Genomic DNA, 17,716 nt, shown 5'->3' with positions numbered 1-17,716 from the left:
ATCGCTGTTGTGCCAAGTATTGCGTCCCTACCGAATTTGTCCCAGCAAGCGATTCAGGTCTTTTTGGCTCACGTTTGCTTTCTGGAAGTCAGAGGGGGTATAGCCTCCAGCTTCGGCAGATTGGCAATGGGCAATCAGTGCTTGTAACGCCTCAACAAACCCTTGCGCTAACTGTTCAATCGTGGTTCGTTGATGGATTTGTTGGCTATAAGTCCACTCCAGTTGCAGTTGACCCCCAAGCACGAACCCGTTGACATCTATCAGATAGCGACGATTACCTTGGGGACTGCGACTTATACCAGGAGTTGGGTAAACCAGCTCAAATAACCGGGATTCGGATAGAATTTGGTCAAACTGACCCAAGTAGTTAAATCTCACCTCGGCTTGAGGAAGGCTTGACAATTTTTGGATGACTTCTGCATCCTCGCTCAGATAGCGCAGCACGCCATAGCCAATTCCTCGATTGGGAATACCGCGAAGCTGCTCTTTAATGGCTTTGAGCGCCTCCCCGGGCTGCGAAATCCCGGCTAACGTCAGCAGCACTGGGAAAATCGTGGTAAACCAGCCCACCGTCCGTGATACATCGATATCCTTGTCAATTGCTTCTCGTCCGTGTCCTTCTAAATCCAGCAGTAGGAAAGGCTCCTGTGTCCACTCGGCAAAGGTTTGTACCAACGCCGTGAGCAAAACATCGTTGATTTGAGTTTGATAGGCTAATGGCACCTCTTGCAATAAAGCACGAGTTTCTTCAACGTTGAGAGCAACGGATACAGTTTCAGCCAACCCCACTGTGTTCGCACCCTTGGGATAATCTATTGGTAAACCGGAGTAATCCGATGTTCTGAGCCAGTAGTTGCGTTCTTGCTGAAGCTGCTGTGAACGGGCATAATCCTGCAAAGACTCAGACCACTGCTGGAAAGAATAAGTTTTCGCAGGTCGTTGAACTGCTTCTCCCTGGCTGAGTTGCTGGTAAATCTGCTCCAAGTCTTCCAGTAAAATTCGCCAAGAAATGCCATCCACCGCCAAGTGATGAATCACGATGAGTAAGCGGTTCGACTGATTGTCCCCGAGGTGAAACAACGCCACCCGCAGGATTAACCCTTCTGCCAAGTTGAGGCTAGCTTGTAACTCAGAAGCGGTGGTTTCCAGGATGCTTTCCTGTTCGGCTGCTGGAATACCGGATAAATCAATCTCGGACAAAGGTACGGATTCAATCCCATCCAATCCAGCATTCACTTGTTGCCAACCCGATGCTGTGGAAGTAAACCGTAAGCGTAGGGCATCATGATGTTCCATCAAGTGCTGCACCGTTTGCTGGAGGAGTTCAGGACGAATGGATTGTCGTACCTCTAACAGTAATGCCTGGTTCCAGTGGTGCATATCATCAAGCTTCTGCTCAAAGAACCAATGCTGAATCGGCGTTAGGGGAATTTCACCCGTCACGGGTTCTTGTTGAGCTTGAATGGTTGCGGTTGTTCCCGCGACTGCGGCTAATCCGGCTATCGTCGGAGACTCAAAGAGTTGGGGGGGAGTGAGTTGTAAACCTGCTTGATTAGCTCTGGAGACAATCTGAATGCTCAGGATTGAATCGCCCCCCAACTCAAAGAAGTTATCATAAATGCTGATGCGATCGCGCCCTAGAACTTGCGCCCAAATCTCGGCGATGGTTTTCTCTACGGGGGTACGGGGGGGGACAAATCGCCCTTCTATCTCTGGTTTAACGCTATCGGGGTTGGGTAGCCCTTGACGGTTGACTTTACCGTTGGGGGTAAGAGGTAGGGCTTTCAAGGGTACGAATGCTGAGGGTATCATATAGTCCGGCAATTTCTGCTTCAGGACATCCCGAAGTTCACTAATCAGTACTGACTCCTGACTGGGAACAATATAAGCCACCAAGCGTTTGTGACTCAGTTCGTCTTCCTGTGCCAAGACAACGGCTTCCCGGATAGCAGGATGTTGGTTCAGCACTGACTCAATCTCTCCCAGTTCGATGCGGAAACCGTGAATCTTGACTTGGTGGTCGATACGTCCTAAAAACTCAATATTGCCATCAGGGAGATAACGAGCTAAATCTCCCGTTTTGTAAACTCTTTTGGGGGGGACATCCTCGCCGCCCAAATGTTCGATAGTAATAAACCTCTCAGCCGTCAGTTGCGGTTGGTTGACATAGCCTCGCGCCACATTATCCCCACCAATATATAGCTCTCCAGGCACTCCGATTGGTACGGGTTGCAAATAATGGTCGAGAATATAAATTTGAGTATTAGCGATCGCACGACCGATGGGTACTGTCTTAGATTTATCACTAATTCGCTGATGGACAGGATAAGTTAAGACGCCGACAGTCGTTTCCGTTGGTCCATAGTGGTTAAGGATTTGACAAGTGGGTGCGTACTGCTGGATTTTCTCAACCAACTGCAAACTCAGGACTTCACCGCCCAAAATCAGGTACTTTCGGGGCAAAATCTTCTCTGGGTGAGACGCTGTTAATAGAGCGTTTAAGTGAGACGGAACAATTTTTAGATAATCAATCGGATGGCTGTCACAATATTCTATGAATGCCTCTGGACTGGTTGCGCGTTCCTGGGAGATGATATGCAAACATCCACCCGTACACAAGGCTGAGAAAATCGCCGTGTTCCCCAAATCTGCCGCTAAAGTGGACACGGTGGCAAAGCTAGCCCCCTGGGGCACGTCCAATCTTGCCAAAATACCATGCAAATAGTTGACGAGTTGGCGATGCTCAACCGCGACGCCTTTAGGTTTGCCCGTTGAACCTGATGTGTAAATCACATAGACTAAATTCTCAGGCATTGCTGGACAAGGGGGAGTCTCTTCTGGCTGTTGGGCAATAGTCTGCCAGTCAGCATCGAGACATAGAAGCGTTGCGGTTTCTGCACAAAAATGTTCAACTAAATGCTGTTGGGTTAAGATGACTGATGCTTGGGCATCGTGTACCATGAACGTGATGCGATCGCGCGGAACAATCGGATCAATGGGAAGGTAAGCTCCACCTGCTTTGAGAATACCCAACACCCCAACGATCATATCCAGGGAACGCTCCACGCACAGAGCTACAACAGTTTCAGCACTAACCCCTAGTGATTGCAGGTGATGGGCGAGTTGATTAGCACGGGTATTGAGTTGGGCGTAAGTTAGTTGTTGATTTTCAATAGAAACGGCAATCCTATCAGGCGTTTCTCCTGCCTGTTGCTCGATGAATTGATGGATGCAAAGCTGTTTGGAATAATCAGTTTGGGTGTTATTGAACTCAACGAGCAGTTGATAGCGATCACTCGGACTTAAAAGTTCTAACTCACCAATAGTAACATCAGGCTTGGCGATGACACTGGTTAACAAGCTTTGAAAGTATCTTGCCAAGCGTTCAATATCTTCTCTGTGAAACACGTTTGCATCATAGTGGAATTCTGTAACTAAAGTGTCATTGCGCTTCCGGCAAGAAAGTTTTACTTTAAATGGCTCAATACAGGCATACTGTTGGTCAATGGAAAATGATACATCAGCCCCAATATATTGACCAAACTGTTCTCTAAATTCAAAACTATAGGAAAAAAAACAGGAACCCAACTTTTGTTCAGTCACACCTGCAACCTGTTCCCAATTAAACGCCTCTTGCCATTTCCAGGCATTATGTGTAGATTCATCAATTTGATTTAATACATCACTTAATAGGGTTGTATCGTCTAAATGACTATCAATCGGTAAATATTTAGCTAACAGTCCTAACGTTGGTTCTAGTTCTTCATAGTTTCGCCCATCAAAATAGGTGCCAATAATTACATTTGACCGTCCAGTCAGACGCCAGAGCAGAATAGCCCAACACGCCTGAAGCATTACAGAAATTGAGGTGTTGTAGTTTTGCGCGATCGTGTCTAGATTTGGTACGTTTTCCGAAATTAAACCAACAGAAATAAATTTAGGTTCAAATCCCCGTTTTTGTGCAGGCGTATTTTCCTGAGGAAGCTGCCAATTCGCCAAACCTGATAAGTCTTTTGTCTGCCAATACTTTTTACCGACTTCTACTTCTTCCCCAGCAAATAATTCATTTTGCCATTCGGCAATATCAACATACTGTAATGGCTGATCAACCCATTCCTGATTTTGCAGCTCTGCGGCATAAAAACAGCTAGTTTCACGGACAAAGTTCTCGATACTTACCGCATCCGAGTTCAGCGCTGGTAAGTTAACTAGCAATATCTGCTTATTAGGTGCAAGAATGACTAGAGAACTATCTAAAACATCCCCTTTATCGAAGTCAAAACATAGCTGATTTTTCTCATTAAACAGTGCCTCGATTTGAGAATGTTGTGTTTCCGTATCTAGATCAGTAAAGTCATGGTAGTGAAGAATTGGTAAGCGATTAGCAGTGATGACTTGCAGGGGAACATTCATCCCCGGTAACGCCTGAAAATTAGTCCGGAGAATCTCGTACTTCTCAACTGTTCTTTGTATGGATAACTCTAACTTTTCAGGATTGATAGTTCCATGAATTAGTACAGCGCATTGAATCCGATAAACTAGACGGTTTACGCCTTTTTGCAGAAACCATAAACGCTTTTGTTGAGGTGAAAGTCTAAATCCTTCTATCGATGTAGATTGCATAATTTTAACCCTCTTTTATTAAGACTATATTACTCATTTTTTTAACCGGATGGCTTACGACAGACAAAAACACCTTCACCTAATAAATCAGGTAATTCTAGATATCGGCATAAATCGTAAAATTTAATATCAGTAAAACCTATTTGCTTTAAGCCCGATTCAATATCTACATTGGAATAAATTTTTGACAATAACTGATAATCTAATCGTTGCCATTTTTCTTCTTTTAGTTCCATAACCGTAATATCTCTCCTGCCTATTTTCTCATCGAAATCATAGATTTGTTGCCAAATCCAAATATAGTCATCGTTGACACCACACCTTTGAATATTATTCCATTGACTTGACTGATACCGTTCTTCCATAGACAGGTTAAAGGCAAATAATCCATTGTCTAGGAGTGCTACAAACACGTTATTAAAGACGCTTTTCAGCTCGTCAAAATTCATAACATGATTTAGGCTATTTCCTGCCGAAATCACTCCATGAAAAGTCGGCGAAAATTCAAAGGAGCGAGCGTCACCAAGAATTAATCTACTCTCCGGTGCTTTTTCGCGAGCATAGTGTAGCATTGCCTCAGATCCATCAAGTCCAGTAACTTGATATCCCTTAAGCAACAAAGGTGGTATCAAGTTCCCATTCCCACAACATAGATCCAGAATCTGTGCTTGATTCGGGAGATGTTGTAAAAACAAGTTTTCTAAAATTTGTATAACTTGATCATCGTAGATCTGATTCCACCTTTCTTGATAAATCCGAGCTAATACATCATAGTCTGAATAAGGTTTTATTGAATCCATGAACGACACCTCAACTACTAGTGTAAACTTCCTTTATACTGTATCGACTATAGGTTATTAGCCTCAAAAGGATTAGCCATTCCGACCAAAACCTTTCGCGAACCAACAAATGGTAATCGTCCATGTGCAGCTAGCATATTGTCCAACATTAAAATGTCTCCGTTTTGCCAACTAAAGGTAATCGTTTCTTGCTGATAAGCTTGACGGATTTCATCCAACACAGAAATTTCTATCGGAGAACCATCCCCATAATAAGCATTTCGGGGTAAATCTTCTTCTTTAATCGCCCCAAGGAGCGATTGACGGATTTCTGGGTCTAGGTTTGATACATGAAAGAGATGAGCTTGATTGAACCAAACCTTTTCCCCTGTTGTAGGATGGGTGGCAATCCCTTGACAAACTTGACGAGTTCTTAATTGATTGCCGTCTTTCCACTCAAACTCAATTCCAGCTTTACGGCAATACTGTTCTACGTCTGCTTTGTTCTTTGTCTGAAATACATTCTCCCACGAAAGGTCAAATTTGTCACTATAATTTCGGACATACATCACCTTTTTTCGGCTAAATTTTTCTTTGATGTCTGGAGCAATGCGCTGAAAGACTTTACGACTGTCGGCAATCGGTGTTTCTCCACCTTGCTCAGCAGACTGTACACAGAAGAACCAAATCTTCAGGGGCCAGTTCAAGGAATACGCCATCTCATTGTGTAACGGAATCGATTGAGTGGCAGGATATTCAGTTGAAGTATAAATTTTGCCGCTTACCTGACGGCGGGGTGTTGAACGGTAGGAATAGTCAAGTAATGTGCCGGAAATACCCTGGATAAACTGCTCAAACTCAGTAGTATGCTTGACATTAAAGTTCCGAAACAGAATTCCACCATGCGGCAAAAGGTGGGTGTCAATCCACTCTTGATGACTTGCTGCCCACGTAATTAAATTGAGTTCCTCCATCGCAGGTTTAACCACTAAAGGCAGGAGCGTTTCAGGCTGAAGTAACTCAGGTTTAATCAGGTGAGTTTGGGATAAGCGAATAGGTTTGCGTTGGATAGATCCGAGTTTATTCATGAGGCAATTTCGAGTTTAATGTCTTGGGTGAGAGAGTTTTGATTCTCTAATGCTTATGAATCGCCCTGCGCTTAATCGTCCCTAACTTATGACTACGAGCCTGTTTGAATTCTTGTTCTTTGAGATGCTGTTGTTGCTTTTTGACTTCAGCTATTTTCTGGTTGAGGGTATTAAGCGTTACCTCAGGCTGTTCAACAATGGTGTGCAAGAGAACTTCAAATTGTTGTGCCATATCAGCAATCGTCGTTGCCTCAAACAAGTCGGTTTTGTACTCAAAGAATCCACTCAGACCTGTGGGCGTCTCGGAGAGATTAAGATTAAGATCGTGTCGCGCTGTACCCGGTGCGATCGCCAAGGGTTTCAACGTCAAGTCGGCTAACTCCAAAGCCGGGATTGGCACATTTTGCAGAACAAACCACACTTGGAACAATGAGTTATGGCTCAGACTCCGCTCAATTTGCAGCTCATTGACGAGTTGTTCAAAGGGGATATCTTGATGGGCATAAGCTGCCAACGCCACTTCGCGCACTCGTTGTAATAATTCCCGAAAACTGGGATTACCGCCCAAATCGGTACGCAGCACTAAGGGGTTGACAAAAAAGCCGATTAACCCTTCAATTTCCGGTCGGTTGCGGTTAGCAATAGGCGAACCCACCAGGATGTCCTGTTGTTGGCTGTAGTCATGGAGCAACGTCTTGAACGCTGCCAGCAATGTCATAAATAAGGTCACACCTTCCTGACGACTCAGCCCTTTGAGCGCTTGCGTGAGAGGTTTGGGGATGTCCAGACTGTGCCGCGCTCCCCGGAAGGTTTGGATAGCGGGGCGGGGATAGTCTGTGGGTAACTGTAATCGAGATGGAGCGCCCTTAAGCTGCTGTTTCCAGTAAGCTAGCTGAGTCTCTAGCACCTCGGTTTGTAACCACTGTCGCTGCCACAGGGCAAAGTCGGCATACTGAATGGGCAATTCCGGTAGGGAAACAGGATTCCCCTGATTAAATGCAGCGTAGAGCGTGGCAAGTTCTTGCAGGAGTACCCCCATTGACCACCCGTCCGAGATGATATGATGCAGGGTAAATAGCAGCAGATGGTTGGTTGAGTCGAGCTTTAAGACTGTGCCGCGCAGTAACGGACTGGTTGTCAAGTCGAAGGGGCGTTGAGCTTCCTCCGTCGCCAGACGCATCACCTCTGTTTCCTGTTCATCGAGGGGAACGTCTTGCAAGTTGACCACGGGCAGCGTCAATGTCAGCTTTGGAGCAATGATTTGTCTCGGTTGTCCCTCGACTTCAATAAACGTTGTTCGCAAGATTTCATGACGCCTGACAATTTCGTTGAGACTTTGCTCTAGGGCTGTGACGTTGAGTGAACCCTGCAAGTGAGCTGCCACGGTGATATTATAAGCACAATTGCCCGGTTGTAGGCGATCAAGGAACCACAAGCGCTGTTGAGCAAACGATAACGGTAACGCGGCATTTCGGGAAACAGGCTCAATTGGTGAGACCTCCAGTTGGCGTCCAGTCTGGATCATCGCCTCCAGGCGATCGCTCAGTCCAGCGACTGTCGGTGCATCAAATAAGCCGCGTAGGGGTAACTCGACTCGGAACGCTTGGTGTACCTGAGATATCACCTGAGTTGCCAGCAGCGAATGTCCACCTAGCTCAAAGAAATTATCGTGGATACCCACCTGCTCAACATTCAGCACCTTTGCCCAAATTCCAGCTAGCACCTCTTCAACCGGAGTCCGGGGTGCCGTAAACGCTTCGTTCAGTTCAGGTCGTGCCGAGTCAGGTGCAGGCAATGCCCGACGGTCTACTTTGCCATTGGGCATCAACGGCAGTGCTTCTAGGAGTACGAACGCTGAGGGTATCATATACTCCGGCAATCGCTTCTTCAGGTACTCCCGTAATTGGGGGATTAAATCGGACGCCAATTGGGTTTGCAATGGATTATTGGCGTAAGCGTTCCAAGGCTTAAGACGAACTGTTTCCGGGAAAAAATAGGAAGCTGGCGATCGCGGGGTTGTCTGCCGCCGAAATACTACGTCAAAATACCCATCGATACCCGAACTTGACCCGTTAATCTCCACAAAGTAAGGGAGCGTTTGGCTCAAGTCCCATAAATCTTCCGGCTCTATCCCTGTCTCTAGAGGACTTGCTGACAAGGCTTTGTGTAAGTCGCTGACGGTTTCAATGGCTTGATCACGAGCGAGTCGGTCTAGGGTCTTGACTTCTGCAACCAGACGTGCATTAGGAACACGAGTGATGCCGATAACTTCGGGTTGAGTTTCTGCTAACAACTGACCGATGGATGTCACAGTTAAACCCTGCTCTTGCCAGTCCAGCCACGGGAACTCAGGGATAGGAGTCACTTCAACGCCCAGATGAAGAATTACATCGTAGCGAAACTTGGTCAATTCGTTATGGTAACGACCCCGTTTAGGCAGAATTTCAACATGACGAATCCTGGGGAACTGTTGCTTGAGTGCGATGAAGAAAGCTGGGTCAATCACCAGTTCCCGTTCTTGGGCGATCCGCTGTTGAATCCGCTGCTGTAATTGAGCGATTGATAGCGAGGGGGGTGCTTTGTAGAGTTGAACTGAGGTGTGAAACGCTTCTAAAAGTGGCAGACTGCGTACATCTCCCACAAAGATAAACCCGCCGCTCTCAACTGTTTTCACCGCACCGTCTAAGACACGCACCAAATAGTCAATGCTGGGAAAGTGCTGCGTAACCGAGTTAATAATCACAGCATCGAAGTCATGGGTCTCTATACCCTCAAAGTCATCCGCCATTTTCTGACCCAGCGTCACCTGTGGCAGGTTGTATTCTGGTAGATCTAAAACCTTCTGAGTGTAATCCAACGCCCCAGCCGAGAAATCCGTGCCGTAGTATTTGCGGCAGTGGGGAGCAATGCGGAAAAGTAGTAAACCCGTACCGCAACCAATTTCTAACACGCGGCTTGGCTGCAACGATAAAATGCGATGGGTAGTATGGTTGACCCATTGTTGCATTTCGGCTTCCGGAATAAGCTCCCCGGTATAGCTGCTATACCACCCACTGATATTGAAGGTATTGAGTGAATCAGTCGGGTTAAAAATCCCTTCTTCATAAACGTTCTGCCACAGAGAAACCTGTTCGGCTTCTGATGATGGGTCGGCTAAACTGTTTGGCTGGAGAGTTTGCACCACATACGCCGTCAATCGCTTCTGTCTGGGTATATCGTCTCTGGCTAGCACCACCGTCTCTTTGACCGCAGGATGCTGATTTAGGATGGCTTCAATTTCTCCGAGTTCAACCCGGAATCCGCGAATTTTTACCTGATGGTCGATCCGTCCCAGAAATTCAATTGTACCGTCCGGTAAGTAGCGGGCTTTATCCCCTGTTTTATAGAGTAAGGGGTTGTTTTTGGCATCCTGGCTGCTGAAGGGGTTGGGAATAAATTTCTCGGCAGTCAACTCCGGAGCATTGAGATAACCCCTTGCCAACCCCACACCCCCAATGTGCAGTTCTCCGGGTATGCCAATGGGTACGGGTTGTAGATTTCGATCCAAGATGTAAATCTGGACGTTGGGAATCGGGCGTCCAACTGGCACCTGCTGCGATGTAGCATCGAATGGGGTTAACTCCGATAGGTCACACATCGCCGCAACGATGGTTGCCTCTGTCGGACCATAGGTATTCATTAGCTGCACCCGCCGACTGACGTGCTTGTGCCACGTTGCTAGTCTGGCGGGGAGGACTTTTTCTCCGCCAATAATGACTAAACGCACAGAGGGGGGTAAGGTTAATGCATCCGCTTCCAGGCAGGCGGTGAGTTCGTGCCAGTAGGCTGTTGGTAGATTCAGGACGGTTAGGTTTCTATCCTGACACGTCTGTAGAAACGCAGCTATCGAGTCCAGCATTGATGGTGTACGCAGCACCAGTGTCGCCCCCCGCACCAAACAGGGATATATCTCTTCAGCACTGGTATCAAAACTAATGGAGGCAAACTGTAAGATGCGATCGCGTGGGTTGATGGAATAAGCGACGGTGGCTGTCTCGGTATAGCTGAGTAACGATGAGTGCTGAATCAATACGCCTTTGGGTTTACCGATTGAACCCGAGGTGTAGATAACATAGGCAAGGGTTTCCGGTGTCGCCACGTTAATGGGATTTTCTGGGCTTTCCTGGGCGATTACGTCCCAATCTGCATCTAGATACACAACGTTGACATCCGGCGCTGGAGGTTCTGCCATTACCCCTTGTTGGGTCAACAGCACTGGCACTCGCGCATCTGCCATCATCAACGCCAAACGTTCTGGCGGATAAGCGGGATCGAGGGGTAAATAGGCTCCACCTGCTTTCAGGATGCCCAGAAGTCCCACCACCATCTCTAGAGAACGCTTGACACAAATTCCGACAAGGACTTCTGGTTTTACGCCTTGCGATCGCAGGTAGTGGGCGAGTTGATTCGCTTGCTGATTTAGCTGTTGATAAGTTAACTGCTGTTCTGCAAAGACAACGGCAACAGCATCGGGTGTCAGCCTCACTTGAGCTTCAAATAATTCATGAATGCACTGAGCTTGCGAGTCATTCCTCTGAGTGTTGTTCCACTCCACTAGCAACTGCTGTCGTTCTGCCTCTGTCAAGATCGGCAAGTCTGATAGGCGCTGGTTGGGATTAGCGACGATGCCTTCGAGCAAAGTCTGAAAATGCCCTAACATCCGGGTTATTGTCGCATCCTCGAACAGATCGGTTTTGTACTCCAAGCTTGCGCTCAGTCCTTGCTCTGTCTGTCTCACGTACAGCGTCAAATCTAGCTTCGCTGCTGTGCTATCGATCATCTGGAAACTTACGGTTAAGTCTGGCAGCTTTGGGACTAGCATCGGAACATTCACGAAAACGAACCCGACTTGAAATAAGCTGGTTTGGCTTAGGTTGCGCTCTGACTGAAATTTCTCTAACAGCTTTTCAATAGGAAAGTCTTGGTGACTATATGCCGCTTGAGTCACTTCACGCACTCGATGCAAAAGCTCGCAAAACGTTGGATTGCCCGACAAATCGGTGCGGATTGCCAACGTATTGATGAAAACTCCGATTAGTTGCTCTATTTCGGCTCGGTTGCGGTTAGCGATCGGTGAACCGATGAGGATATCCTCTTGCCCTGTGTAGCGGTAGAGTAAGGTTTTGAATGCCGCCAGCAGTGTCATGAATAAAGTAGCTCCACCTTGGCGGCTAATCGCCTTCAGCGCCTGAGTCAGAGCCTCTGACAGTATAAAAGATTGAGTTTTTCCAGCGAAGGTCTCCACTGGAGGTCGCGGTCGGTCAGTAGGTAGCTGGAGTACAGCGGGAACTCCGTCGAGTTGCTGTTTCCAGTAGGACATCTCTTTTTCCAGCACTTCTCCCTGCAAATATTGCCGTTGCCAGACAGCAAAATCTGCATATTGGATAGGGAGATCGGGAAGCAATGCTAGCGCAGCCTGTCGTTCTTTACCACTAGAGAAGGCTTCATAAAGTACGCTTAACTCCCGGAAAATCACCCTAAAAGACCAAGCATCTGAGACAATATGGTGGAACACTATCTGCATTAAATACTCTGTATCTTCCAATTGCAGAAGGGTTACCTGAAATAACGGCTCTTGGGTTAAGTCAAAGGGGAACTTAGCTGCTTCAGTAATCAAACGCTCCACTTCAGCTTCCCGCGCTGATGGAGAAAGCGATTCTCCTCCAGAGACGCTTGGCGATCGCAAGTCTACCACTGGTAGTCTGAAGTTCGAGGTTGGTGAGATCACCTGAATGGGTTTCCCATCTACGTTCTTAAAGGTAGTCCGCAAGGGAGCGTGGCGCTGAAATATTTCCCTGAAGCTTTGCTCTAAGGCTGCTATTTGAAGCAAACCACTAATTTTCAACACCACAGATTCATTGTAAGTGGCACTATTTCCCTCTATTTGATTGAGTAACCACATTCTTTGTTGAGCAAAAGACAGAGGTAAGTCTGTATACCGTGGGGCAGGTCGAATTGGCTCAATACCAGAATTTGAGGTAAGTAAGGGTTGTTGCAGAAGCTTAATTATATCGGCTTTGTACTCTCGCAGCTCTTGCAGCAGGTCTGGTGTGAGTGTTCCTTGGGGGGCACTATAACGCAACTTGTCACCATCGACCCAGAGCTTCACATCTAGATTGTGAAAGTAAGATAAAAACTCATCAATGCTTTTCATAGTTCTCCCTCTTCGCGGTTAATTAACGCAGTACTGGTATGAATTTGTAATTTTTGAATAATCGAATAATTATTCTCGATGTACTCCGATATAGCAGCCACAGTAGGTGTTTCAAGCAGGCTGCTGATGGGCAAGTCTATTTGGAATGTTTTGTATAGGTGAGAGATAATTTGTGTCGCTAGCAGGGAGTCTCCGTTTAATTCAAAAAAGTTATCGTAAATCCCTATCTTATCGACCCCAAGAAACTCTTGCCAAATAGCGGTAAGCTGTTTCTCAATTTCATTTCTGGGAGCAATATAGGCATTTTGGAGATTCGAGATTGAGTAATGTAAGAGCGCACGGCGGTCTACTTTGCCATTTGCTGAAAGGGGTAAAGCCTTCAAGACAGCAAAGCCTGACGGCACCATATAGTTGGGTAGCTTCTTTTTAAGAAACTCGCTAATTTCCTCAAGGGTGGGAGTCTGTTTCTCATCAGGAACAATGTATGCGACCAATCGCTCTTTATTGGGTTCTTCACCGACTGCGGTGATTACTGCCGATCGCACGGCTGGATGCTGGGTCAAAGCTGTCTCAATTTCTCCGGCTTCAATGCGGTGTCCCCGAATCTTAATTTGAAAGTCTACTCGTCCTAAAAATTCAATGTTGCCATCAGGACAATAGCGACCTAAATCCCCTGTACGATAAATACGCTCTCCAGTGCGAGGATGGGTGATGAAATTAGCCCGGTTTTTTTCTTTATCCCGCCAGTAACCTTTTGCCAACTGCACTCCCGCACAGTACATTTGACCGGGAACCAAAACGGGACAATCTTCTAAAGATTCATTCAAGATATAGTATTTTGAATTAGCCATCGGCTGACCATAAGGAATACTCTGCCAATTGGGTTCAACCTTTTCTATCAAATAGCCGATATTCCAAATCGTGGTTTCCGTAGGTCCACCAATACTTAAAACTTGGACATCTGGAACTAAAGCTTTCAGCCGATTGGGAAGAGAAACGGGGAGCCAATCTCCTCCCAAAATTGCCAAACGCCAGCTCTCTGGGAGGGCTACCGATTGCCCTTGGGCATAGTCCACTAACATTTCCATCATCGCGGGGACTGAGTTCCACAGCGTCACCTGTTCTCGTACTATTAATTCAGCCCAGTGACTGGGATCTTTCGTGCCGCAAGCATCAGGCATGACAATCGTGCCACCAGCACTCAAAAGACCAAAAATGTCATAAACAGATAGATCATGATTGAGAGCAGTGAGGGCTAAAATTCGATCCTGGGAACTAATGTTAAAGCGCTGATTTGTGTGAACAACCACATTCACCACGTTGCGATGAGTAATCATCACCCCTTTGGGCAACCCTGTGGAACCGGATGTATAGATAACGTAGGCTAAATCGTCGGGAGTTTGGATAGGCTGGAGTGGTTCCTTACTTTCTTCTGCAAAGTCTCCTTTATCTATACACAGCCGATGAATACCTTCAGCCCATGGTAATTTTTCATTGAGCCAAGATTGGGTAAGCACAATGTCAGCTTCACTATTTTCGAGCAGGTATGAAAAGCGCTCTTGAGGTAGGTTGGGATCGATAGGAACGTAAGCAGCACCAGCCGCTAAAATGCCCATAACAACAACAATTTGCTCCCATCCCTTTTCCATGACAACAGCTACCAGTTGGTTAGGAGTTGCGCCCAATGAGCGCAGCTTCTGACCCACCTGATTGGACTTTTCATATAAGTCCTGATAAGTCAGGGTACGCTGGGGCGAGATAATGGCAGTTTCATGCGCCCGTGTGGGTACTTGGGCGGCAAATAATTCATGCAGCAGTTTGTCAGGAAGGGGTGCATCAGTGGAATTAATCGCATTTCGCTGCATCAGTTGAGAGGAAGGCAAAAGTTGTCGCCTCGTCTCAATCCAAGCTGACTCAGAGGTGGCTAGCTGTTTGAGGAAACGACAATATGCCTCAAACATATCGTTAATTAAACCTTCGGGGAAAAGTTCTTCCACCACATCCCAGTTAAAGGTTAATTCTCCTTTTTCCTCCCAGACTTGAATATCCATCCACGCTTGAGACGCTTGGCTGATACCGTAAACTAACTCACCGAAATGACTAAAGGTTAGGGTTTCTTGTCCCAGGGAACGGAAACCCAAGGTGCTGGTGAAAATCACAGGCATGGCGCTGGGGGTAGCCCCTTTCCGGCGAGATAGTTCCCGCACCACCCGCACTCCACTAAAATAACGGTGTTCTAAATCCTGCCACAGTTGTTTTTGCAGACGAACGGCGCGATCGCGAAATGACTCGGAGGCTGAGTTGTCTACGGCTAAAAGGGTTACGGAGGTAAAGTCTCCTAAAATATCATTGACTTGGGGATGCAAGGGGAGGCGATTAAATAGGGCAAGATTCAGCGTAAATTGGGGATTCTTGCTCCAACGGGTTAAGATTTCGGCAAAGGCAGCCAGTAGAACGCCAGAGGGGGTTAAACCGACACTTGTCCCTTTTTGTTGCAAATTCTGCCAGTCAGTGCGGTTGAGGTATCCCTCATACCGTTTATTCCTAGGTTGGGTGAGTTCTTTCGGAGTCTTGGCTAAGGGCAACTCTGGGGCTGGGGGTAAACTGTCTAGGCGGCTAAACCAATACTCTTGCGATCGCTGGTACAATTGTGTCTCTTGCAACCCTTGCTCTGCCAAGACATAATCCCGGAAGGAAATCTCTAACGGGGGCAAAGCCATCTCAGGATGCTGATAGAGTTTAAACCACTCATCAAATAGACGAAATAGACTCCACGCATCAAAGACTTGCAAATCGTAACTAACGTGCAACCGGACGCGCCCTTCATCTAAACAGGTGACTCGAAATTCAAATAGGGGCCACTGGTCAGCAGGTAGCACCTGATGAGACATGCGATCGCGAATGGCTTGTATTTTTTCCGTAACAATTTCTGCATCCTTTCCCCTCAAATCCAAGACTTCAATTTGATAGGCAGGGACTGTTTGCAGAATCTGCTGCTGACCATCGGGTAAAACAATGGCTCGTAGCATATCGTGACGCTCAATTAATTGTTGCAGCGTCTGGTTTAATCGGTCTAAATTTAAGTCTTTTCCTTCGATTTCATAGTAACCATGATTAGCGACATTACCGAGTTCTAATACACCACTACGACCCACCCAGAAGGCATGTTGCATATCAGTTAGGGGAAAGGGTTCGTAACGCTGATCGGGTGCTGGCACAATTTTGGGTAGCCATGGCACGTTTTGCCCTGGCGCGTCCTTCGTGTTTTGATGCAGCAATAAAAGGATCTCCGCTTTATGTTCAGCTAATGCCTGACGCAGGTTGGGAGTTATTACCCCTTTGGGGGCATCAACATCTAGGGAATTTCCATTCGCCGCCAGTTTGACGCCTTGATTGGAGAGATGGGTTAACAGTGAATGTAAGTCCATGATTGTAAGTTTTAAAGTTTGTGTAGGGGCGGATTAGTTATTTCTTTAAAGACTTAATTTTTCTCTGTCTTCTGCTTCACTAACATCAGTAACAGAGCCTAAACCTGACGCCATTAAGTTTGCCAAAGCGAATTGGTTAAGCAGGTGTTTCGCCAGTTGAGTTATCGTACTTTCCCCAAAGAATTGCTCGATTGAGACTCGCACCTGTAAATCGGTTTCGATGCGGCTTTTGAGCATCAGAACGATCAACGAGTCTAGGAATGATGTGAGGGATTGCTCAGGCGTGAGATTGGATGAGGGATGTTGAAGTAAGCTGGCTAAAACGTTCAGAAGATAGGTTTCTAGTATCTCCTGTTGTTCTTTGGGTTGAGCCGCGAGGAGTTGTTCTCTGGATAGCGTTTCTTTTGGAGTAGCCTTTCCTGCGGGTACATGAATTTTTTCTTGTGCTGGAGTAACACTGATTGGAGGTGCTGGAACTGAACCCAATGCGACATCACCCCAGCGCATTACCGTTGCGGCGGCGGTGGCGGCGGCGCCGTTGGTGTAGGCGAGAACTAAATCGTTTTCGCGCAGTTTACCGGATTGTGCCGCGTGGTACAAAGCAGCGAGGGGAAAGACGGGTCCAATATTGGCATATCGAGGGTAGAGATTCAGGGTACGTTCTGGATCAATACCCAATGCTTGAGTACAGACACTGGCATACCAAGCTGTTGGAGTATTAAAGGCAAAAAAGTCAATTTGGTCAAGGGTAACACCAGCCGATGCGATCGCGCCTTTGCAGCAGATACGGACAAATTCCACGGCGGTTTCGGCAAGTACACTGGGGTTCTCCCCGGTGCGAGTACGCATCCGAGGTTTCCCTTGGCGGTCTAGTTCCAGTTCGTGGCTGTAAGCCTCGCAGGTTGCTGCTGTATGTACGATCTTACTACCGAGGATGCCTTGATTAGGGTGGAGGGAATCGACGAGAAATGCTCCCGCTGCATCACCCATAGACCAGGATAGAGAATCTTCCTTGTCTACAGCATTAGAACCCAGATGAGACACCACAACCAATACATTCTGGTATTCTCCAGTTTGCACCAATGCAGAGGCATTTTGCAGGGCGATTAAGGCACTTGAACAAGTCGATTCCAGATTCCAAGCCGGACAGTGCAAGTTCAGTTTACGGGCAATGTAGGCAGCATTGCCGAATCCGATCCCCTCAGGGAAAATGGAGGCGACGATTACCAGTTCAATGTCTTCTGCCTTCAAATTGGCTGCACTGAGTACATCTTGCGCCGCTTGACATTCCAGCATCAGTGAAGACTCATCCGCACTAAGTACCCGCCGTTCAACAGAACCTCGGAAGGGATCAGGTAAATAGGGGGTTACCGCTTGTGACCAAATCGTTAGTCCAGAGTTATCGTTTGTATAGTCATGTGTCGATCTAGAGTTCCTATTTCGTTTGAGTTTACCCTGATTCTGATATGTTGTTTGCCAATAATCATTAGTACGAATTAGGCGGGGAAAGCGAATTGCTAGTGAGCGAATACCAACGGGGCTTTTAATCATAGGTCATTTCATTCGTTATTCATTATTAGTCATGGTTATCGATTACCTAGTCAT

6 protein-coding genes are annotated in these 17,716 nt (G+C 46.8%); all 6 read right to left on the bottom strand.

The annotated features are described in order from the left end of the window. Positions 1–27: 27 nt before the first annotated feature. The 6 genes from ACLGGO_RS09280 to ACLGGO_RS09255 are packed head-to-tail and all read right to left on the bottom strand — an operon-like array spanning position 28 to position 17,662. A complete protein-coding gene (locus ACLGGO_RS09280; RefSeq protein WP_446419082.1) occupies positions 28–4,623 on the bottom strand; it encodes an amino acid adenylation domain-containing protein in 4,596 nt (1,531 codons plus the stop codon). A gap of 41 nt (positions 4,624–4,664) precedes the next feature. Beyond that, on the bottom strand, positions 4,665–5,423 hold the full coding sequence (locus ACLGGO_RS09275; protein ID WP_446419081.1) for a class I SAM-dependent DNA methyltransferase: 759 nt from the start codon (positions 5,421–5,423) through the stop codon (positions 4,665–4,667). Positions 5,424–5,470: 47 nt separating this feature from the next. Continuing rightward, a complete protein-coding gene (locus tag ACLGGO_RS09270) occupies positions 5,471–6,490 on the bottom strand; it encodes a TauD/TfdA family dioxygenase (RefSeq protein ID WP_446419080.1) in 1,020 nt (339 codons plus the stop codon). 46 nt (positions 6,491–6,536) lie between these two features. After that, entirely contained in the window at positions 6,537–12,683 is a 6,147-nt protein-coding gene (locus tag ACLGGO_RS09265; protein ID WP_446419079.1) for an amino acid adenylation domain-containing protein, read from the bottom strand. Then, positions 12,680–16,111 carry a non-ribosomal peptide synthetase gene (locus ACLGGO_RS09260; RefSeq protein WP_446419078.1) on the bottom strand — a complete coding sequence of 1,144 codons (3,432 nt, stop codon included), beginning with the start codon at positions 16,109–16,111 and terminating at the stop codon, positions 12,680–12,682. The genes ACLGGO_RS09265 and ACLGGO_RS09260 overlap by 4 nt, the downstream gene beginning before the upstream one ends. 45 nt (positions 16,112–16,156) lie before the next feature. After that, on the bottom strand, positions 16,157–17,662 hold the full coding sequence (locus ACLGGO_RS09255; protein WP_446419077.1) for a 3-oxoacyl-[acyl-carrier-protein] synthase III C-terminal domain-containing protein: 1,506 nt from the start codon (positions 17,660–17,662) through the stop codon (positions 16,157–16,159). Positions 17,663–17,716 lie beyond the last annotated feature (54 nt).

It is taken from the genome of Coleofasciculus sp., from assembly GCF_046565525.1.
Taxonomy (GTDB): domain Bacteria; phylum Cyanobacteriota; class Cyanobacteriia; order Cyanobacteriales; family Coleofasciculaceae; genus Coleofasciculus.
The sequence above is the reverse complement of the archived record's forward strand: the minus strand, read 5'-3'. Positions and strand labels throughout refer to the sequence as shown.

Bases quoted from the DNA above. Each gene is read 5' to 3' on its own strand.
- ACLGGO_RS09265 (WP_446419079.1), bottom strand. From the start codon at position 12,683: ATGAAAAGCATTGATGAGTTTTTATCTTACTTTCACAATCTAGATGTG.
- ACLGGO_RS09270 (WP_446419080.1), bottom strand. From the start codon at position 6,490: ATGAATAAACTCGGATCTATCCAACGCAAACCTATTCGCTTATCCCAA.
- ACLGGO_RS09275 (WP_446419081.1), bottom strand. From the start codon at position 5,423: ATGGATTCAATAAAACCTTATTCAGACTATGATGTATTAGCTCGGATT.
- ACLGGO_RS09260 (WP_446419078.1), bottom strand. From the start codon at position 16,111: ATGGACTTACATTCACTGTTAACCCATCTCTCCAATCAAGGCGTCAAA.
- ACLGGO_RS09280 (WP_446419082.1), bottom strand. From the start codon at position 4,623: ATGCAATCTACATCGATAGAAGGATTTAGACTTTCACCTCAACAAAAG.
- ACLGGO_RS09255 (WP_446419077.1), bottom strand. From the start codon at position 17,662: ATGATTAAAAGCCCCGTTGGTATTCGCTCACTAGCAATTCGCTTTCCC.